General features: G+C 39.3%; 18 protein-coding genes and 1 pseudogene. 6 read left to right on the top strand and 13 right to left on the bottom strand.

Annotated features, from left to right (window positions below):
• Window positions 1-117 precede the first annotated feature (117 nt).
• From A2G56_RS02545 to gyrA, 3 genes are all read right to left on the bottom strand, one after another.
• Window positions 118-1,071, bottom strand: a complete 954-nt coding sequence (locus A2G56_RS02545) for a DUF1002 domain-containing protein (protein ID WP_062712385.1) — start codon at window positions 1,069-1,071, stop codon at window positions 118-120.
• A gap of 169 nt (window positions 1,072-1,240) precedes the next feature.
• Complete coding sequence (locus A2G56_RS02540; RefSeq protein ID WP_062708592.1) at window positions 1,241-1,981, bottom strand: class A sortase; 741 nt, start codon at window positions 1,979-1,981, stop codon at window positions 1,241-1,243.
• A gap of 1 nt (window position 1,982) precedes the next feature.
• Window positions 1,983-4,445 carry a DNA gyrase subunit A gene (gyrA, locus tag A2G56_RS02535; protein ID WP_062708589.1) on the bottom strand — a complete coding sequence of 821 codons (2,463 nt, stop codon included), beginning with the start codon at window positions 4,443-4,445 and terminating at the stop codon, window positions 1,983-1,985.
• A gap of 255 nt (window positions 4,446-4,700) precedes the next feature.
• On the opposite strand from gyrA, the gene A2G56_RS02530 reads away from it, so the two are divergent.
• Window positions 4,701-5,690, top strand: a complete 990-nt coding sequence (locus A2G56_RS02530; protein WP_062708586.1) for an L-lactate dehydrogenase — start codon at window positions 4,701-4,703, stop codon at window positions 5,688-5,690.
• Between the two features lie 736 nt (window positions 5,691-6,426).
• On the opposite strand, the gene dapA is transcribed toward A2G56_RS02530, so the two are convergent.
• The 10 genes from dapA to A2G56_RS02480 all read right to left on the bottom strand — a co-directional run bounded on the left by dapA (window position 6,427) and on the right by A2G56_RS02480 (window position 17,061).
• A complete protein-coding gene (gene dapA / locus A2G56_RS02525; protein ID WP_062708584.1) occupies window positions 6,427-7,356 on the bottom strand; it encodes a 4-hydroxy-tetrahydrodipicolinate synthase in 930 nt (309 codons plus the stop codon).
• Window positions 7,357-7,480: 124 nt separating this feature from the next.
• Window positions 7,481-8,557: an aspartate-semialdehyde dehydrogenase gene (locus A2G56_RS02520; RefSeq protein ID WP_062708581.1), complete on the bottom strand. Its 1,077-nt coding sequence runs from the start codon at window positions 8,555-8,557 to the stop codon at window positions 7,481-7,483.
• Between the two features lie 275 nt (window positions 8,558-8,832).
• Window positions 8,833-10,419 carry a cardiolipin synthase gene (gene cls, locus A2G56_RS02515; RefSeq protein ID WP_062708578.1) on the bottom strand — a complete coding sequence of 529 codons (1,587 nt, stop codon included), beginning with the start codon at window positions 10,417-10,419 and terminating at the stop codon, window positions 8,833-8,835.
• 132 nt (window positions 10,420-10,551) lie between these two features.
• Entirely contained in the window at window positions 10,552-12,120 is a 1,569-nt protein-coding gene (cls, locus tag A2G56_RS02510; protein ID WP_082785094.1) for a cardiolipin synthase, read from the bottom strand.
• A 136-nt stretch (window positions 12,121-12,256) separates the two neighbouring features.
• On the bottom strand, window positions 12,257-12,541 hold the full coding sequence (locus A2G56_RS02505) for a DUF1905 domain-containing protein (RefSeq protein WP_062708572.1): 285 nt from the start codon (window positions 12,539-12,541) through the stop codon (window positions 12,257-12,259).
• A 2-nt stretch (window positions 12,542-12,543) separates the two neighbouring features.
• Window positions 12,544-13,035 carry a GNAT family N-acetyltransferase gene (locus tag A2G56_RS02500; RefSeq protein ID WP_062708569.1) on the bottom strand — a complete coding sequence of 164 codons (492 nt, stop codon included), beginning with the start codon at window positions 13,033-13,035 and terminating at the stop codon, window positions 12,544-12,546.
• Window positions 13,025-13,585 (bottom strand): GNAT family N-acetyltransferase, encoded by a 561-nt coding sequence (locus A2G56_RS02495; protein ID WP_062708566.1) that lies wholly within the window; start codon window positions 13,583-13,585, stop codon window positions 13,025-13,027. The genes A2G56_RS02500 and A2G56_RS02495 overlap by 11 nt, the downstream gene beginning before the upstream one ends.
• Before the next feature lie 437 nt (window positions 13,586-14,022).
• Window positions 14,023-15,693, bottom strand: coding sequence for a formate--tetrahydrofolate ligase (locus A2G56_RS02490; protein ID WP_062708563.1), 1,671 nt, complete (start codon window positions 15,691-15,693; stop codon window positions 14,023-14,025).
• 134 nt (window positions 15,694-15,827) lie between these two features.
• Window positions 15,828-16,166, bottom strand: coding sequence for a glycine cleavage system H family protein (locus A2G56_RS02485; protein ID WP_062708560.1), 339 nt, complete (start codon window positions 16,164-16,166; stop codon window positions 15,828-15,830).
• A 64-nt stretch (window positions 16,167-16,230) separates the two neighbouring features.
• Window positions 16,231-17,061, bottom strand: coding sequence for a lipoate--protein ligase family protein (locus A2G56_RS02480; RefSeq protein ID WP_082785093.1), 831 nt, complete (start codon window positions 17,059-17,061; stop codon window positions 16,231-16,233).
• Window positions 17,062-17,190: 129 nt separating this feature from the next.
• On the opposite strand from A2G56_RS02480, the gene A2G56_RS02475 reads away from it, so the two are divergent.
• The 5 genes and pseudogenes from A2G56_RS02475 to A2G56_RS11130 all read left to right on the top strand — a co-directional run.
• Entirely contained in the window at window positions 17,191-17,877 is a 687-nt protein-coding gene (locus tag A2G56_RS02475) for a phosphopantothenate--cysteine ligase (protein ID WP_172793779.1), read from the top strand.
• Entirely contained in the window at window positions 17,870-18,421 is a 552-nt protein-coding gene (gene coaC, locus A2G56_RS02470) for a phosphopantothenoylcysteine decarboxylase (RefSeq protein WP_062708554.1), read from the top strand. Before A2G56_RS02475 ends, coaC begins: the two co-directional genes overlap by 8 nt.
• A complete protein-coding gene (locus A2G56_RS02465) occupies window positions 18,408-18,977 on the top strand; it encodes an ECF transporter S component (RefSeq protein WP_082785092.1) in 570 nt (189 codons plus the stop codon). Before coaC ends, A2G56_RS02465 begins: the two co-directional genes overlap by 14 nt.
• 105 nt (window positions 18,978-19,082) lie before the next feature.
• A complete protein-coding gene (locus tag A2G56_RS02460; protein WP_062708551.1) occupies window positions 19,083-20,801 on the top strand; it encodes a phospho-sugar mutase in 1,719 nt (572 codons plus the stop codon).
• 345 nt (window positions 20,802-21,146) lie between these two features.
• Window positions 21,147-21,272: pseudogene (locus A2G56_RS11130) on the top strand (IS200/IS605 family transposase); the annotation flags it as partial.
• Window positions 21,273-21,295: the final 23 nt, after the last annotated feature.

Below are 21,295 nucleotides of genomic sequence, written 5' to 3'. Positions count from 1 at the left end.
GATAGTTCTGATAAGTTGTAATTGCCATTATAGGACATTTAGAAATAGAAATCAAAGTAATTTTCAAAAAAATAAAAACATCAGAAAATTGTTCAACAACTTCCTGATGTGATCTGCTTATCCAATTAATTTTTTAAAGAAATCAACGATTTGTTGCCAAATGCCTTTTCCTTGTTCAATCGCTTTATTGGCATCAAAATTAACATCGATACCTTTAAAATTGCCATTAGCCTTAGAAATAATACTATCTTTCAAATCTGATAAGGTCTTAACAAAATCACCGTTGCTGATGACACCACTGTTAGATAAGTTAACTGCGAAATTAACAATTAAATTAATCTGATTCTCAGTCATACTGGATTTAAGATTATAATTGTCCAAAGTATCTTCAACAATCTTTTGAACATCTTCCTTGGTTAGATTTTTTCCTGATTGCGCGATTGCTGCTTTGATATCAGTCAGAGCAACATTAAGTTTATCAGCGTCGAAGCCTTCTTTTCCTTGATTTTCCTGATTAATATCTGATAAAGCGTTTAATTCTTCTTGTGCCAAATCCTTACTTTCATCAGGCACCTGAGCACCATTTTTTTCTAGGGAATAATAGATGCCTGCTAAAGCTGACTCTCCCGTTACTGGGATTGGGGCTGCTATTTCAATGTCTGCATGTTGGATGCCTAAGGTAACGGCAGCATTTCGATACATGTCTTCAGTGACCTTAGTAATATTCTCTGGAGTTACAATATTAACATTTAAAGTTTTAGAAGCCCCTAATTTCTTAATTTTAACAGATGAATAAAGTTGTAAACTAGGATCATCAGCAACGTCCATGATTTTGGCGTAGCTACTTGTGTTCAAGGTTTTTAAATCCGTATCTTTTCCTTCTTGGTAGTTCAACAAACGAAGTGTTTCTTGTTTTTGAGAGTCTGATAAAGAGTAACCAAGGACATAATCAGGTTGCACATAACTTTCGTCGATGACATTCTGCACCTGACTGTCAGCCAGAACACTACCTGAAAAAGAGAGTGAAGCAAGGATAATCCCAGCTTTTGTTAAGTGTTTTTTGATAGACATACTTTCCTCCATGGGCTCCTTGACTAGTTAATGGTGTTAATTAGTTAAGGAGCAATTGCTATCATCATTATAGCATGTTAATCTTAAAATAAGATTTCAAAAAAATAGCATTAGCATCAATTATATAACAAAAAGAACCTTGTCGTAACAAAGTTCTTTTTGAATAACCTTAGAGCACAATCTGATTATAAGACGTGTTAAAGGCTTTATGAATGTCATCAGAAGCATCACCGTAACTTGTTTCTCCTTCAAGAACAGCATTAACGATCGTGCGTTCCGTGGCTTCAGCATCTGTACAAGTTACAAGGGTTAATTCACTTTTTCCAGCATGGTCATCTATCACAGCCACTTCTGTAGGCGCTACAACATGTACATTAGTAATCTTGTAGGTGTAGACCTTTTCTTTATCTGTTAAGTAAATCTTCATGCCATTTTTAGCACGATCAAGTGGTGAAAAAAGCATATTAGATGAGCCGGTCATTCCAAAGACATGGTGACTGGCAAGCGCATAGTTATTCTTGCCCCCCATGACTTGATTTTCTTTCATCGTTCCAGCACCATAAGTTAATTCGGTATTGCCCAGACCTTTGAAAATGGGTAAGTTGATGCCTACCTCAGGAATGGCAATGCCTCCAATAACTGGTAGCTGTTGAGCATTCATTTGGGCAGATAAGACTGACTCGGTACTGATGGAGTCTACACCATCAAAATCATAGCTAGTTTCTGCCTTTTGATTCTTTTTAATCGTTTTTCGACTTACATGTTCAACTTGATATTTGTTAGTATTCCAAGCAATAACAGTATTACGAATTGATTTATTAAAAATTAAAGCAATCCCTACAAGCATAAGTAGGATAACGATTAGATTTCTTAGGAAACCACCTAGTTTATGTTTCTTTTTTTGAGTCATCTTAATCCTCTGTTTCTAAGGTTTCAGCTGTTTCTTCAACATTTTCGGCATCGACTAATGCAAAAGTTACTAATGTTGATGTTTTTTCAAGACGCATGAGTCGAACGCCCATTGTTGAACGCCCAGTTTGAGAAATGTTCGAAACATTAGTGCGGATGACAACCCCTTTATTGGTGATTAACATGACATCTTCGTCACCAGAGACAGTAACAAGACCGGATAAAGCCCCATTTTTATCAGTGATATTAGCTGTTTTGATACCTTTACCACCACGTCCCTTGGTTGGGTATTCTTGAGCAGATGTCCGTTTGCCGTATCCTTTTTCGGTAATAACAAGTACTTCTTGCTCATCAGTAATGGTTGAAGCACCTACAACATAATCCTCATCACGAAGTTTTACTCCTCGGACACCAGCTGCGGAACGTCCCATACTACGAACAACCGACTCATTGAAACGAACAGAATAGCCAGCTGTTGTCCCAATGATAATATCATCATGACCAGTTGTTACCTGAACATTGATTAATTGGTCATTGTCTTTAAGTGTTAGAGCTTTGAGACCATTTTGACGAATGTTGTCAAATTCGGAAGTGGAAACGCGTTTGACGATACCAGCATAGGTTGTAAAGAAGAAATAATGATCCTTGATATCATCCTTACGAGCATTGATCATGGTTTGAATAAACTCACCATCGTCTAGCTTCAAGAGATTGACAACAGGTAGACCCTTGGCAGTACGACCATATTCTGGAATTTCATATCCTTTTAGTTTATAGACACGGCCCAAGTTAGTAAAGAATAAGATCGTATCGTGCGTGCTGGTTGATACTAACTGACTAACGAAGTCGTCATCATTAACCCCAGTTCCTTGGACGCCACGACCACCACGTTTTTGAGCACGGAATTCGTCTTGAGCAAGACGTTTGATATAGCCTTTATTAGAAAGTGTGATAAGCACATCTTCCTCTTCAATTAGGTCCTCATCTTCAAGAGATAGAACTTCACCAACCATCAATTCTGTACGACGGTCATCGTTAAATTTACGTTTAACCTCGTCTAACTCTTCCTTGATGATAGTAATAACGCGCTCTGGTTTAGCTAAAATATCAGCCAAATCAGCAATAAGCTTCAAGAGTTCATCGTATTCCGATTGGATTTTATCTCGTTCCAATCCTGTCAAGCGACGAAGACGCATGTCTAAAATAGCCTGACTTTGACGTTCACTTAATTCAAATCGAGCCATCAATTCAGCTTGGGCTTCGCTGTCAGTTTGACTATTACGGATAATAGCAATGACTTCATCCAAATGATCAAGCGCAATCAGCAAACCTTCTAAGATATGAGCACGGCTTTCAGCCCTGGCCTTGTCGAATTCAGTACGTCTAACAATGACTTCTTTTTGGTGAGCAATGTAGTTATCTAAGATTTGGCGGAGTGTCAAAATCTTAGGAACTCCTTTTTCAATGGCCAACATGTTAAAACTAAAATTAGTTTGTAAGCTAGTCATTTTAAAGAGGTTATTCAAGATAACATTGGCTGAAGCATCTCGTTTCACTTCAATGATAAAGCGTACCCCTTCACGGCTTGATTCATCACGGACAGCTGTGATGCCTTCGATACGCTTTTCTTGAGCTAGTTTAACAATATGTTCATGAACCTTGGTTTTATTGACCATGTATGGAAACTCGGTGACCACAATGCGTTCACGCCCAGTCTTAGTGACTTCAATCTCTGTTTTGGAACGAAGAACAATGGATCCTTTACCAGTATCGTAGGCACGATGAATACCTGATTTTCCCATAACCATAGCACCTGTTGGGAAGTCAGGACCAGGAAGAACTTCCATAAGATCACGTGTCGTGACATCGGGATTATCCATGACCAATTTAACAGCATCAATCGTTTCTCCTAAATTATGAGGAGGAATATTGGTCGCCATTCCCACAGCGATACCTGTTGCCCCATTAACTAACAGATTGGGAAAGCGAGCTGGCAATACTAATGGCTCACGCTCACTGCCATCATAGTTGTCCTGAAAATCAACTGTATTTTTATTGATGTCCCTAAGCATTTCAAGAGCAATTTTGCTCATACGTGCCTCGGTATAACGTTGAGCGGCTGCGCCGTCACCATCCATAGAACCGAAGTTACCATGGCCATCAACAAGCATATAGCGGTATGACCACCACTGTGCCATACGCACCATGGCATCATAAATAGAACTATCACCGTGAGGATGGTATTTACCCATGACATCACCAGTGATACGAGCTGATTTTTTATGTGGTTTATCCGGTGTAACGCCTAGTTCGTTCATTCCATAAAGGATACGACGATGAACAGGCTTTAAACCATCTCTAACATCTGGAAGGGCACGCGCCACGATAACACTCATGGCATAGTCAATGAAGCTAGTTTTCATCTCGCTAGTCAGATTGACACTAATAAGATTTTTATCTTCCATTTTCATCTCTTTCTATAAGTCTTTATCTCTACTATTATACCATAATTTTCGTGAATCATAGACACTTTACTTGTTATTAGAAAGTTTGTTAATTATAGTTTTCACTATATTTTCAGAAATTCGAAGCAACTTATCAAGAAATATTTCATCTATTTTCTTAGAATGCTTAAGAAATACGTGACATCAATCACCTAAAATGATAAAATACAATTGTATGGGGAGACGCCCCAAAAAAATTAAGGAGATGTTTAGATAATGACTGCAACTAAACAACATAAAAAAGTTATCCTTGTCGGCGATGGTGCCGTAGGTTCATCTTACGCTTTCTCACTTGTTAACCAAGGTATCGCACAAGAGCTTGGTATCATTGAGATCCCACAATTATTCGATAAAGCTGTTGGAGATGCGGAAGACCTCAGCCACGCTCTTGCCTTCACATCACCTAAAAAAATCTACGCAGCTCAATACTCAGACTGTGCTGATGCTGATCTCGTAGTTATCACTGCAGGTGCACCACAAAAACCAGGTGAAACTCGCCTCGACCTTGTTGGTAAAAACCTTGCAATCAACAAATCAATCGTTACCCAAGTTGTTGAATCAGGATTTAACGGTATCTTCCTTGTAGCTGCTAACCCAGTTGATGTCCTAACCTACTCAACATGGAAATTCTCTGGCTTCCCTAAAGAACGTGTTATCGGATCAGGTACTTCACTTGACTCAGCTCGTTTCCGTCAAGCACTTGCTGAAAAACTTGACCTTGATGCTCGTTCAGTTCACGCTTATATCATGGGTGAACACGGTGACTCTGAATTTGCAGTTTGGTCACATGCTAACGTTGCTGGTGTTAACCTTGAAAACTTCCTTAAAGATGTTCGCAACGTTGATGAAGCTGAATTGGTTGAACTTTTTGAAGGTGTTCGTGACGCTGCTTACTCAATCATCAACAAAAAAGGCGCAACATTTTACGGTATTGCTGTAGCACTTGCTCGTATTACAAAAGCTATTCTTGATGATGAAAATGCAGTACTACCACTTTCAGTGTTCCAAGAAGGTCAATACCCAGGTGTTGAAGATGTCTTCATCGGTCAACCAGCCGTCATCGGTGCACACGGTATTGTACGTCCAATTAACATTCCATTGAATGATGCTGAACAACAAAAAATGAAAGCTTCTGCCGACGAGCTTAAAGCTATCATTACAGAAGCTTGGAAAAACCCTGAATTCCAAGAAGCTTCAAAAAACTAAACCATAATAAAAAGGTTGAAGAAACATCCATATTGGATAACTTTCTTCAACCTTTTTAGTTTGATTTAAAAAAGAAACTGCTCAGAAAAGTGAGTCAATCAACATTAAACTCTTAATCTCCACCCCTCTGTCATTTAGAAAAGGGTGTGTCCAATCTAAAATTTCCAGTTTGACAGAAGTTGATTTTGTGATGTTATAGTTGAATGAATTAACTTTGAGACAAAGAACTGAGATACGGGCAGCACTTGAGTAGGGCAAGACGAAAGCGATGATGTACCAACCTTAATTCAAAATACTATATAGTACTGTCATTTGAATCTAAGCATAATGAACTGAAACCACATCTGAATAAAAAGTGCCTCGAGAACAGTATTGCTTAATGGCGATACTGTTCTTGAAGCACTGATGGAAATTTAGTAAACATGCCAAAACAATAGCTACCATGATTGTACGTTTTTGTTTCATATTGCGATCAATACTTAGCTACTTTTAATGACTATTAACATGGTAGGTTCTTTGTTTATGATAAAGGATATTACTTTACAGGCGTTCTTCTTTCGAACAGTAAAGGCAAACATCTGAGTGACTTTTTAGAGCATTGCCAAGATTATAACCTAAACTTTTAGTAAGTTGCTGTTTATTTGAGAGGTAGCCATTTACTCGACTATTCTCTACTTTTTAATGAGAACCGTCGACGTAGAGGTAAGCTGCTCAATGCTAGCGCTCTATTAATCCCCTAGTACTCGGTTGGTCTTAACACGCCTCTAATAGGTTGTGATGGTTCTTGGCTTAAAACAACTTGAATAATGTCGTTGGCTTGTTGGTTGGTACAAGAAACTAGCGGCAAACGTAATGGTCCTACTTCAAATCCTTGGTGATTTAGGACGGCTTTGACTGGCGCTGGACTGGAAACCGAGAACAAAGCATTGACTTTTGGAATAAAGTGACGTTGCATTTGGGCTGCTTTTTTAAGATTACCTCGCTCAAGTGCGTCTAGCATCTCATACATCTCATCGCCATTGGTGTGAGATGCGACAGAAATAACTCCATCTGCTCCTAGAGCTAAGGCATGGAAAGCTTCGCCATCTTCACCAGTATATATTAGGAAATCTTCTGGTGACTGCTCAACGAGATAGGCAATGTTTTCAAGGCTTGTGCACTCTTTAACACCGATGATATTGGGATGTTGAGCAAGACGTAACATGGTTTCAGGCTCCAGCGTGACAACGACACGACCTGGGATATTGTAAATGATAATTGGCAAGTTACTGGCATCTGCAATCGCTGTAAAATGTTGATAGAGTCCCTCTTGGGTAGGCTTATTGTAGTATGGAACAATCGCTAAACCTGCAGCGAAGCCGCCAAATTCTGCCACTTCTTTAGCAAATTCAACAGAATCACGGGTGTCGTTGGTCCCAATACCAGCAATCAAGGGGACACGCCCATTGACAATTTTTTGAACAGCTGCGAATAAGTCTAACTCTTCTTCATGTGTTAAGGTTGGGCTTTCGGCTGTTGTTCCGGCTAATAACAGACCTTCTGTATGATGTTCAAGTAAGTGTTCTATTAATTTTGGTAGAGCATCATAGTGAATCGAACCATCTTCTTTGAATGGTGTCACCATTGCGGTGATGATTTTGGCGTTTCGCAATTGTTCAATTGACATATTTTCCCTCTCTTTAACATAGGAAGCTTAAAACTAGATATTATCTCAATAGTGGCTAAGGGGGTGAGTATTTAGATAATATCTTATCACTAAATAGCTAGGTTGCCCAAATGAGAACTGGTGCTTATTTCAATTCAAATGTAAGGTCATTAGTTGCACGCACGAGTCCTTCTTTGTGCAGTGTTTCAGCGATTTGGACAGAATTCCAAGCAGCGCCTTTGAGAAGATTATCGGAAACAACCCACATATGAATACCATTTTCTTGATCTAAATCTTTACGAATCCGCCCGACAAAGGTATCACGACTGCCAACCGCATTGACAGCTTGAGGGTAAATTTGGTGAGCTACATCATCTTCTAAAACAGCACCAGGAAAGGCGGCGATAGCTTCTTTTACCTGATCAATGGCTGCTACTTCTTTTGTTTCGATATAGACTGACTCAGAATGGGCTGAAAGAACTGGGATACGGACACAAGTTGCTGAAACTGCAATCGTATCATCTTCCATGATTTTCTTAGTTTCCATTGTCATTTTCATTTCTTCGTAGGTGTAATCATTATCTGTGAAAACATCGATTTGCGGAAGTGCATTAAAAGCAATGGGGTAATGTTTGTTATCACCACCAGAAGGAAGGACCGTAGCCGTCACATCTTTAGGGTCAATACCATCGTTTAAAACTTGACGTAGTTGATTCTCAGTTTCATTGATAGCTGATTGCCCTGCTCCTGAAACAGCTTGATAGGTTGAAACGATGATGCGATTTAGGCCCCACTTTTGACGGATAGGCTCAAGAGCAACCATCATTTGAATAGTTGAGCAATTTGGACAAGCAATAATACCCTTGTGGTTCTTCATAGCGTGGGCGTTGACTTCTGGAACCACTAAAGGAACCTCAGAGTGTTGTCTAAAATACGACGTATTATCAACGACCACAGCTCCTGCTTTGACAGCGTATGGCGCAAACTTAGCAGATGTTGAGCCTCCAGCAGAAAAGAGTGCAATATCTACACCATCAAAAGACTCTTCGGTAGTCAATTCGACAGTTACATTTTGTCCCCTGAATGGTAGTATCGTACCTGCTGAACGATTAGACGAGAGGTAAAGAATCTTATCGATTGGCAGCGTTGATTCTTCTAACATCTTGATCATCTGTGTACCGACAGCACCTGTGGCACCGACGACTGCAACTGTATATCCCATAGTAAACCTCTTTTTCTCTTTTAGAAAACTATCGTCCTAATTTTCTAAAAATTTCTTAGTTTTCATTATACTATTTTTCAGTTAAATTGCAATATTTGGAAAATAAAAAATCCCCTGTCTATAGACAGAGGACTAGGGCACTTAATAGTGAGGTAAGAAGGTTCACACAACTTACCAAGGTCGGCTTCCTGCCTTAATGACCTCCCAGCGCAATAGTGGTTAAAACCACAATCGACTCATCGCATACTACATATCTTACCATGAAAGGTGTCATATTACAAGAGGGGTGCTATTGTTTTGAGTAAATAACCACTGATTTTTCGTAAAGGTGGTCTTGCTTTTAGACTAAGGTAATTTACACGTTGGCACTTGGTTAACGTTTCCTGAAAATCTTTTTCAACGTCCTTAACAGCTTCAGAACGATACATGTAGACACCACACTCAAAATGGTGGTACAAGCTCCGATAGTCTAGATTAATTGTTCCGACAGTGGCTTTGATATCATCGCTAACAAAGAGTTTAGAATGAACAAATCCAGGAGAATAACGGTAAATAGAAACGCCGGCATCAAGCAATTCTTTAAAATAGGTCTCACCCAAAATAAAGGCGTAAGGCTTATCAGGGATACCAGGCATGATAAGGGACACTTCTACTCCTCGTTCAGCGGCAAAGGTAAGAGCATGCATCATCTCACTATCAATCACAAGGTATGGTGTCATGATGTGAACGTAGTCTTTCGCATTATTTAAAATATCAATATAGACATTTTCAGCAATATGGTGGTAATTCATTGGAGAATTTCCATAGGGGGCAACATAACCAGGAGACTCAACACTCAAAGGGGAATCCAACAGAAAGTTTCCAAAATCATCTTCATCGCTCGTTGTCGACCACATGGTTAAAAAGAGTGCTTTAAAGGTCTGCACAGCCTGCCCTTCGATTTTAATAGCATTATCCTTCCATCGACCAAATCGATCAATTTGATTGATGTACTCATCGGCTAAGTTAACGCCTCCTGTAAAGGCCACTTGTCCATCAATAACAGTGATTTTACGATGGTCACGATAGTTATAATAAGTGGATAAAAATGGTCGTATTGGAGCAAAAGCACGCGCGTCAATCCCTAAGGCTTTCATTCGATCTGCGTAGTCGTGGCTAAGTGTACTTAATTCAATCATACCATCATAGAGGACTCGAACCTCAACACCCTCATTAACTTTTTGTTCTAGAATGGTCAGAATCTCTCCCCACATGATGCCTTCTTCAATAATGAAGTATTCTAAAAAAATATAAGATTGGGCTTTTAATAGGGCTTCTTTAAAAGCTGGGAAGAAATCATCTCCTAAAGCATAATAGGTTATACGGCTACCTTCGTAGGTTGGAAAATGGCCAGGACTTTTATTGAGATAAGTCACTAATTGATAGGTATGGGGATGATTGTCTTTAATGGTTGTGAGCAATTCAGTGTCTTGATTGAGATGCTTAGCTGCTTCATCTGTATACTGGATCACTTTACGTTTTAAATCTCTAACACCAATGTCTGTTTTAGTGTAAAGAAAAAAGAGAGACCCGAAGATAGGAAAAAGCATCATTAGCATAAGCCACGTATTCTTAGAAACAGCATCCATTTTACTGTTGAACAGATAAATAACCACTAAAGCCCCGACAAGATGTTCTAGATAAACAACTCTTAAAGACAATCGATTAAACCATAAAAATCCAAGTCCTATGAAGATAAGTTCTAATAAAATAGCCAAAAGAATAATAGCCCCTCGGCTGAATATAGCTCGACCAATACTCGAGTGGTTTTTAGGCAAGAGTCGCGTGATGGGGAGTCTCTTACCAGAACGACGTTTAGCCATGGCTTCTCCTTTAACAGATAAACTATCTTTTATTATATCAAAAAGAGAGCTATACAGAACTTTTTAAACTGTTTAAAGATCTGTATAGCTCTCAGGCCCTTGAGTGATATGACAACACCCACTATTTTGAATCTACATCAATGGGGCTATTGTTTTGGCTAATGTACCGACAGCTTTTGTGATGAATGGTCGATCCTGAACCTCTTCTAAGCTAACCAGATGACTTTGAAGCAGTGTCGCTTGGAAGTCATTCTCGATTTGAGGAATACATGATACTTGATACATGTAAGTGGCACATTCAAAATGATGGTAAAGACTGCGATAGTCTAAATTAATCGTTCCTACAACTGCCTTGTAGCGATCGCTGACAAACACTTTAGCGTGGATAAAACCAGGGGTGTACTCGTAGATTTTGACGCCTGCCTTGATCAAAGAAGCATAGTAGGTTTTAGCAAGGGCATTGGCAATCTTCTTATCTGCAATACCTGGCATGATGATTTTCACATCAACACCACGTTGGGCAGCAAACTTTAAAGCATGAGCTAGTTCACCGTCAAGTATTAAGTAAGGGGTCATGATATGAACGTAGTCTCTAGCCTGGTTTAAAATATCAATGTAGACATTCTCACCGATTTTGTCATCATCTAAAGGTGAATCTCCGTAAGGCACGATAAACCCATTATTATGACGGTGCTCGTGTAAGGCAAGATAAGGTTCAACTTCAACGTCGTCTTGATCGATATTCCACATCTGTAAGAACAAGATAGTAAAGGTATCTACCGCACGACCTTTTAGCATGATTGCTGTGTCTTTCCAATGGCCAAAGCGTTCAACGTGATTGATGTATTCATCTGATAGATTGATTCCACCCGTGAAAGCTACCTTACCGTCAATGACTAAAATTTTACGATGGTCACGGTAGTTATAATATGTTGAAATAAATGGGGAAAGTGGTGCAAACGATTTGGCTTTGATACCGATTTTTTCTAAACGTTTAGTATAATCAAAACTTAGTGTTGAAAATTCAATCATTCCATCATACATGACACGAACTTCAACTCCTTCTGCTGCTTTCTGTTCAAGAATGGCTAGTATTTCCCCCCACATCAGGCCTTCACCGATGATAAAGTATTCGAGGAAAATATATTTTTTAGCTTTGCGGAGTTCTTCTTTGAGGGCTGTAAACTTTTCTTCTCCAGAGGCAAAATAGGTCACATCGGTTTGGCGATAAACTGGAAAGTGACCGCTCGAATGTTCTAAATACGAAATGAGATTATAGTTGCTAGAATGGCGATTTTTCAACTCCAAAACGGCTTCTGCGTCTTGGATAAGGTAGGGTTGGGTCGCATCAATTGTCCGTTGAATTCCCGCTTTCATAGCTTTAAAGCCAAAATCGCGTTTAGTGTAAAGCAAGAATAAACTACCGATCAGTGGGAAAGGCACCAAAATCAACAACCAAGTGATAACGGCTGTTGAATCCATATCACTATTGATAAGATACAAAACTGTCACAATAGATAAAATGATTTCAAAAATCTCAAATTGAACCTTATAAGTTTGGAACCAACGATATGAAGCAACAAAAAAAAGAATCTGTAAAATTAGCAAGATAGCAATAACTGTTGTCCGACTAAAGATTCCTCGTAAAAAACCTCGTTTACCACGATCTAATAAGGTTATGATTTTTTCTTTTTCGTAAATGTTTCTTTCCTCTCAATCTAGAATTAATTATAAAATATTATAGCAGAAAAATAGGCAAAAAGAGATTTTAAATTGATTACTTTTTCACTTTTTCTAAAAGGGAATATTTCAGAAAACTGCACCCCTTAGTAACGAGTTAATCTCTTTCCTGAACGGTTATTGTCACCGTATCACCTATTGTTTTATCAATAGCTTTTTGAATGTCCTTGCGAATACCAATAATATAAGCAATGTCACCTTGGTCATCTTTGACGCCCATGTTGACAATAGATCCGTCATAAGGATGTCCATCAAAAGTCACATGAACTTTCACGCGTCCCTTACCGAATTCTGTGCGAATATTATAAGGAAAAATGGTATAGGCACCACCTTTTTGTGCAGCAGAATAAATCTTTGATTGATACTCATAAAGCTTTGCCAATCTTAGTCCTCCAAACGTTTTTGCATCCAGACGATATCGTGCCACCGTTCAAATTTATAGCCCATTTTGGTAAAATGACCTACTTTTTCATAACCACGATCTTGATGAAAACCAATGCTGACCTCATTAGGATAAGTGATACAAGCTAAAACGGTTTTTATTCCCATTTTTTCTAATTCGTTTTCTAAGGCATCATACAACCTTGTTCCGATCTGCTTACCACGCGCTTTTTCTGCAACATAAATAGACACTTCACAAGCCCAATCATAGGCTGCGCGATCCTTATAAGAGCTGGCATAGGCATAACCTAAAATCGCTTCATCTTCTTGGAAGACCAAATAAGGAAAACTCGTCAAAGTCTGGTGGATGCGATGTTTAAATTCGGATACACTTGGAACAGTATACTCGAAGGTAATAGCCGTTTTCTCTACATAAGGAGCATAAATGTTCAAGAGTTCTTCAGCATCAGAACTTTTCGCACGTCTAATGATCATCTGTCTTTTCCTTTAGATAATCTGATTTTAAAATAGCAAAGATAGCAATGTCAACTAGGCCTCTATTATTGATAGAGGCTTGGCGCAGTGTCCCCTCATAGATCATACCTGCTTTAGCCATAACTTTTCCTGAAGCTGGATTTTCCGTATCAAATACCGCTTGAATACGATTGATGCTCGTTTTTTCAAACAAGCTTGCAATCACAGCTTTCAGGGCTTCTGTCATAAAGCCAGCACCCCAGTATTCTTTACCTAAAATATAACCAATTTCAGCTGTTTGAGTATCTTCGTTGTGATCCACAATAGAAATGCTTCCTATCAGTGTCTGATGGTCTTTTTCGACAATGGCCCAATGATGGTATCCAGCACGTTCCTCTTTTATCCAAGAAGATATTATCTTCCTAGTGATTTCTTGATTGTCGTGTGCTGGCCAAGTAACGTATGTGACATTATCTTGATGACTAGCCCAGTGATGAAACATAGACTCTGTGTCTTCAAGGGTAAAAGGTCTCAAAACTAAACGTTTGGTTTCAATGATTTTTATAGACATAGCTAGCTCCGTCCTAATATATTAATGAAAACTCTCAAAAAATGTTATGTCATCCCAGCGCAGATAGTAAAAGGTACTCCTTCCTGCCGATGAGGCAGTGAAGAAAGAAGAAACAGAGGAGTCATCCTGTGCCACATCTCAAGAAAGGGATTCTTTTAATGATGTGATGACACTTCTCGAGTGTTTGTCTAGCAATTGCAGACGTTTCTGAGATATACAAAAACCTCTTTTATTGTTTCTAGTGACTGTTGGCGTTTGCAAGTCAGTAGAAGGGGAGCATATCAACCTTTCTAGGTTATTATGGAGCAAAAGATGACACCATCAAAATGATCAAACGTGTCATTCACAGCATTCAGATCTTGTGTCTTTACGACTTCTATTTTTAGAAAGATTTGAAGATATGCCATATCAGTCTTTTTAGATAGGTTCCTTTTTGATTAGAATAAACCGATTGCAGTTCCATCTTCTAAGACATCCATATTCAGCGCAGCTGGTTGTTTAGGTAAGCCAGGCATAGTCATGACATCACCTGTCAAAGCAACAATAAAGCCTGCCCCTGTTTTGGGAACGAATTCACGAATAGTAATGTCAAAGCCCTCTGGCGCGCCAACTAAAGCGGGATTATCTGAGAAAGAGTATTGGGTTTTAGCCATACAGATTGGCAGTTTATCCCAGCCAAATTCAGCAAACTGTTTGAGTTGCGCTTTGGCTTTTGGTCCAAATTGTACTGATGTTCCTCCGTAGACCTTAGTCACAATTTTACGAGCTTTTTCTTCCAAGTTATCCTCGTCGTTGTAAAGACGTTGGTAATTGGCTTCTCCTTTGTCAATTGTTTCAACAAGGGTTTTAGCCAGTTCAACGCCACCATCGGCTCCGTCAGCCCAAACACTTGCCAATTCAACTGGCACGTTAAGATCGTGGCAGAGCTCTTTTAAAGCAGTGACTTCAGCCTCTGTATCTGCTACAAATGCGTTGATAGCTACAATAGCAGGGATGCCGTATTGACGAATGTTTTCAACGTGTCGTTTTAGATTTTCAAAGCCCGCACGGACGGCTTCAACGTTTTCTTCCAATAAATCAGACTTAGCAACTCCTCCGTGCATTTTTAGCGCACGAAGAGTGGCTACGATAACAACGGCATCTGGTGATTTAGGAAGATTTGGTGTCTTAATATCAAGGAATTTTTCAGCCCCCAAGTCTGCTCCAAAGCCAGCTTCCGTCACGGTATAGTCTGCCAAATGTAAAGCTGTTGTTGTGGCTAAAACTGAGTTACAACCATGAGCAATATTGGCAAATGGTCCTCCATGAACCAAGGCTGGTGTTCCATAAATGGTTTGTACCAGGTTTGGTTTCAGGGCATCTTTTAAAATGAGCGTCAAGGCCCCTTCGATGTTGAGGTCACGCACATAAACAGGCTTACGGTTGATGTCATAAGCTACCACAATGTTAGAAAGACGTTTTTTGAGGTCTTTGAGATCGGTCGCTAGGCAGAGAATAGCCATGATTTCTGAGGCAACAGTAATATCAAAACCATCTTCTCGAGGAATACCATTAACTGGGCTCCCCAAACCAACAATGACTTGACGGAGTGCACGATCATTAAGGTCTACCACACGCTTCCAGATAACACGACGTTGGTCAATCTGAAGGGGATTACCTTGTTGGAGATGGTTATCCAAAAGCGCAGATAAGGCGTTATTAGCTGTTGTAATAGCGTGCATATCACCTGTAAAATGTAGATTGATGTCTTCCATAGGAAGAACTTGCGCATAACCGCCACCAGCTGCACCACCTTTAATCCCCATAACCGGACCAAGTGAGGGCTCACGTAGAGCAATCATCGTCTGTTTACCAATCTTATTGAGGGCATCTGCAAGACCAATAGACATAGTTGATTTTCCCTCACCTGCTGGTGTAGGGTTAATAGCTGTCACCAAGATCAATTTTCCAAGTTCATCTGATTGGACTTCCCTGATTTTGTCAAACGATAATTTCGCCTTGTATTTGCCATACAGTTCCATATCATCAGGGCTAATACCAACTTTTTCAGCAATTTCCGCAATTGGTTTCAGTTCAATACTTTGAGCAATTTCAATATCAGATTTCATGAGACACCCTTTCTGGTTAATAATGGCATTATATCACAGCGAATCAATAATATGCATGTTGTTAATGTTTTGAACGAAAAACGTTCGCTTTTATGTTGGATTAAAAAAGGAAACAGATGGAAATCTCTGTTCCCTTAATTTTTAGGATCTTCTAAAGCCTCGTAAGCAGCCTCGTCAACATTTGATAAAGTGACAATCCAATTTTTAGAGGCATCCGTTTGATTTAATAAATCAGGATTAGCACCAGCCTCCTCATTGCGAGAAACAATCGTCCCTGCTAGAGGACTTGCTAGCTCCATCACAGCTTTTGAGCTTTCAAGATTTAATAGGCTATCATCCACCTCTACGGCGTCTTCTTCTGTAAAGTCAATGTAGGCAATGTCTCCAAGAACCTCTTGTAATTCTGGAGTCATACTAATTCTGTAAAGATCTTCTTCTTTTGTAATGAGTAATGAATTTGCTACTTTTGTCATGAGTTCTCCTTGCCTCTTTTTATTCTTTCAAATGATATTATTATAACAAGATTTAGGTTAAAAATCAGCTTAAAGTGCTTATGTTACGATTTAAATGTTGCTTTAAATATTTTTCATAAGTTGTCATCAAGTCTTGATTTAAATGCAGTTGATGTTTGATCATGCCTAATTTTTCAAGACTTTGAATAGCCCTGTTTTGAATATCCTCAATCGTAAATGAAGTATCAAGTAGGTCTGAGAGATTAGCCATACACTCTGGATCAATATCAGGATATTTCACAGTAGTCTGCTCTTCTTGAATCCCACTTTCATAGAAGGATTTCACCAAATGACCACGAAATTCCTGGTCTCCGTAGACACTGAGGTAAATCGAAATAACGACGGCATCTTTAATGCGTCTTTGAGCAATCCCCGCAAATTTTTTTCCCATAATGCTCAAATCAAAAGTTCCGGGACAATAGGATTGTGGCACTTCAAAATGTTCAATAATCGCTTCAAAATCACTAAACATATCACGAATTAACTCTACCATAAGCAGATAGGCATCGTTTATAGATAATTGATTGGCATTGGGTAAAATCAATGAAAAATTCAAAACACCATCATCTGAAATCACTCCTAGCCCACCAATGTTTCGAATAATCGGTTGATACCCAAGAGTTTTAATAACTTGCAAACCATCTTCAAAATGGGGGACTTGTCGATCAAGCATTCCCAAAATGACAATGTTTTCCATTGGCCAAAAGTGCAGGATCATACTGTCAGGTTGCTGACTAATGTAACGTAAGAAAGTGTCTGCCCAAGCAAAAGGTTGGACTGTTTGTTTACTGGGATCTTCATAAAGACCAAACACATTTAGCTTCAGGGGGCTGAGCAACTCTAAAGACTTGGACACTAGTTGACTCCTTTTCTCGATTTCTAACTTTATCTATGATACATCAAGTTATTGAAGAACTCAACACATTATCTTTTGTGAACTAAGCAAAAAGTTTACCAATTAAGGCTTTTTTAGTACAATATGCTTATGAAAATTTTGATTACATCTGGTGGAACAACTGAAGCTATCGATTCTGTTCGTGGCATTACCAATCATTCAACTGGAAGATTGGGGAAAGTCGTTGCCGAAACGTTTCTAAATCAAGGTCACGAAGTAACCTTGGTGACAACAAAGCAGGCCTTAAAGCCCGATAGCCATCCTCATTTATCACTTAACCTCATTTCTTCTGTTACTAGTTTACAGAAAGCTTTAGAAAGCTTGGTGCCTAAACATCATGTGTTAATCCATGCCATGGCTGTATCTGATTATACGCCAGTTTATATGACTGACCTAGAAGAATTGAAGCAGACATCTAATGTTGATCAACTGTTAGAAAAAAACAATACTGAAACCAAGATTTCTTCAAAATCTGATTATCAGGTGTTATTCTTAAAAAAAACACCCAAACTGATTTCGCAGGTTAAACAGTGGAATCCATCTATTCAGTTGATTGGTTTTAAGCTATTAGTCGATGTTTCTAAGGAAGAGTTAGTATCGGTTGCGCGTGAGAGTCTTAGAAAAAATAGGGCAGACTTGATTGTAGCTAATGATTTGAGTCAGATTACTGCTGATGCTCACCAAGCTTGGCTGGTTGGCCATGATATTATTCAAGAAGCTAGCACTAAAAGGGAAATTGCTCAATTAATCTATAAAGAGGTAACCAAAGATGACTAAAACCATTTTATTAGCTGTTTCAGGTTCCATATCAGCTTACAAAGCAGCTGATATAACTAGTCAATTGGGGAAATTAGGATATAAGGTCCATATCATCATGACTGAAGCTGCCACAGCATTTATAACCCCTTTAACCTTGCAAGTTCTTTCTAAAAATCCTGTACATCTGGATGTTATGGAGGAAAAAATAGCCGATCGCATTAACCATATTGACCTTGGTAAGGAAGCTGATTTGTTCATTCTTGCGCCAGCTTCTGCTAACACGATTGCTCAATTGGCAAATGGGATGGCAAATAATATGGTAACCTCAACGGCTTTAGCCTTACCATCTTCCACTCCAAAACTGTTTGCACCTGCTATGAATACTAAGATGTATGATCATCCTGCAACACAAGCCAATATCAAACGGTTGAAATCTTACGGCTATCGTGAGATAGAACCAAAATTAGCCATTCTGGCTTGCGGTGATATTGGACGCGGTGCTCTTGCTGATATCGATATTATTATAAAAACCATTGAGGAGACACTCTGTGAAAACAAATAAAGCTCGCCAAACAGCAACGATTGCTATTTTCTTCGCTGTCATGCTTATTATTCAACTATTAAGTAATATGATTTTTAGTATTTGGCCTATCCCTATCAAGCCAACACTTGTACAGATTCCGGTCATTATCGCTGCCATCTTGTACGGTCCCAAAGTTGGAGCTAGTTTAGGGTTTTTAATGGGGCTAATGAGTCTTGTCACAAATAGTATCATCATACTACCTACTAGTTATCTTTTCTCGCCCTTTGTCGAAAATGGAAATTTAACGTCTGCTCTCATAGCACTTGTTCCCCGTATTTTAATCGGTATTACTCCATTTTTCGTTTATAAGTGCCTCAATAATCGAATTGGTTTAGCACTCTCAGGGCTAGTTGGTTCCTTAACCAATACCGTATTCGTTCTTTCAGGAATTTTTGTCTTTTTCTCAACGATTTACGGAGGCAATATTCAGGCACTACTTGCTGCTATTGTTTCATCAAATGCTATCGCTGAAATGATTATCTCTGCAGTTCTTGTCTCTGTTATGGTGCCTAGACTGGAGCGATTTAAAAAATAGATAGAACCATGTAAATCTCATAGTTTTTTTTCTGCAAACATGGTATAATTGAAAGCGTTTAGAATAATTTAAAAACAATTGAAAGAACATTAAAAGGAGTTGCTTATGACTTATCAAGACACTTACGACAAATGGCTAGCCTCTGACCAGCTTCCTGATTACCTTCGCCAAGAGTTAGAAGGAATGGATGAATCTACAAAAGAAGATGCTTTCTATACAAATTTGGAATTCGGTACGGCAGGGATGCGCGGTTATATTGGTGCGGGTACTAATCGTATCAATATCTTTGTTGTTCGTCAGGCAACAGAAGGCTTAGCCAAATTGGTCGAATCCAAAGGCGAAGAGGCTAAAAAACGTGGTGTAGCCATTGCGTACGATACACGTCACTTCTCTCCAGAATTTGCTTTTGAGTCGGCTCAAGTTTTGGCAGCTCATGGTATCAAGTCATATGTCTTTGAGAGTTTACGTCCGACACCTGAGTTATCTTTTGCTGTGCGCCACTACAATGCCATCGCTGGCATTATGGTGACTGCAAGTCACAACCCTAAAGAATTTAACGGCTATAAAGTTTATGGTGAAGATGGCGGTCAAATGCCACCTGCAGATGCTTCTGCACTGACCGATTACATCCGTGGTATCGAAGATCCTTTCTCTGTTGAATTAGCGGATTTAGAAGAAAGCAAAGCCTCTGGCCTTATCACTGTTCTTGGGGAAGAGACAGACCGTCTCTATCTTGATGAGTTAAAAACAATCAATATCAACCGCGACTTGATTGAACAATATGGCAAAGACATGAAAATTGTCTACACACCACTTCATGGAACTGGAGAAATGTTGGCTCGTCGATCCCTTGCCGAAGCTGGATTTGAATCCGTTCAAATTGTCGAAAGCCAAGCAACTGTAGATCCTGATTTCACAACTGTTGCTTCACCAAACCCAGAAAGCCAAGCAGCTTTTGCGCTTGCTGAAGAATTAGGACGCAGCATTGATGCTGATGTTCTCCTTGCGACAGACCCAGATGCTGACCGTGTTGGGGTTGAAGTGCGTCAAGCCGACGGTTCTTATTGGAATCTTTCTGGAAACCAAATTGGTGCGCTTATAGCCAAGTATGTGCTTGAAGCTCACAAAACAGCTGGCACACTTCCTACTAATGCTGCCCTTGCTAAGTCAATCGTATCAACAGAATTGGTTACTAAAATCGCCGAAAGTTACGGTGCAACCATGTTTAACGTCTTAACAGGGTTCAAATTTATCGCTGAAAAAATCCAAGAGTTTGAAGAAACTGGCAACCACACTTACATGTTCGGTTTTGAAGAAAGCTTTGGTTACCTTATTAAACCATTCGTGCGTGATAAGGATGCCATTCAAGCTGTTCTTATGGTCGCTGAAATCGCTGCTTACTATCGCTCTCGTGGTTTGACTCTCGCCGATGGTATTGATGAGATTTTCAAAGAATACGGCTACTTTGCAGAAAAAACCATTTCTGTCACTTTGTCTGGTAAAGATGGTGCTGAACAGATTAAAGCCATTATGTCTAAATTCCGTGACAATGCTCCTGACCAGTTCAATAAAACTGACATTGCACTCTTTGAAGACTTCGCAGAACAAAAAGCTGTTGCCCTTGATGGCACAACAACGAAGCTGACAACTCCTCCGTCAGATGTTCTTAAATACACGTTGACAGATGATTCATGGTTTGCCGTTCGTCCTTCAGGAACAGAACCAAAAATCAAATTCTATATCGCAACTGTCGGTGAAACCTTAGATGAAGCCAACGAAAAAGTTGCTAATATCGAAAAAGAAATTAATGACTTCGTAAAATAAAGTAACCACAAAATTACGGCATTCGAATTTTTAGCCCTATCATTTCTGTAGTAGGTAATGCCACCGCAGAAATGATAAGGCTTTTTCAACATCAAAAAGTTCCATATGACTTCTAATGAAAAGGTAGACGTTCAATAACAAGGTATATTAAAAAAGATTCCAAAATCTGTAGTGACTTTGGAATCTTTTCTATTTGTGTGGCTTTAAGCCCAGTCTCACTCCGATAGGTGCGAGACAAATAAACCACCCGCTATGCGGGTGCGCATCGACTGTTATACAAAAAATCTCCAAACGCGATACAACAAGGGTGTTTAAACCTACTGTAAAGCGAAAGGAGATCATAATATGGCACAAAAGGCATACTAGTTTATCAGCCAAAAAGTGGATGTGTTCTACCACAATGTGTTTACCCCTAAGTATAGACGAAGAGTCATTTATCATCAATATAGAAGCAGTTTGGGCGAGGTATTCGCTGATTATGGCCCGAGAAGAGA

It is taken from the genome of Streptococcus halotolerans (genome assembly GCF_001598035.1).
Lineage (GTDB): Bacteria > Bacillota > Bacilli > Lactobacillales > Streptococcaceae > Streptococcus > Streptococcus halotolerans.
The sequence above is the reverse complement of the archived record's forward strand: the minus strand, read 5'-3'. Positions and strand labels throughout refer to the sequence as shown.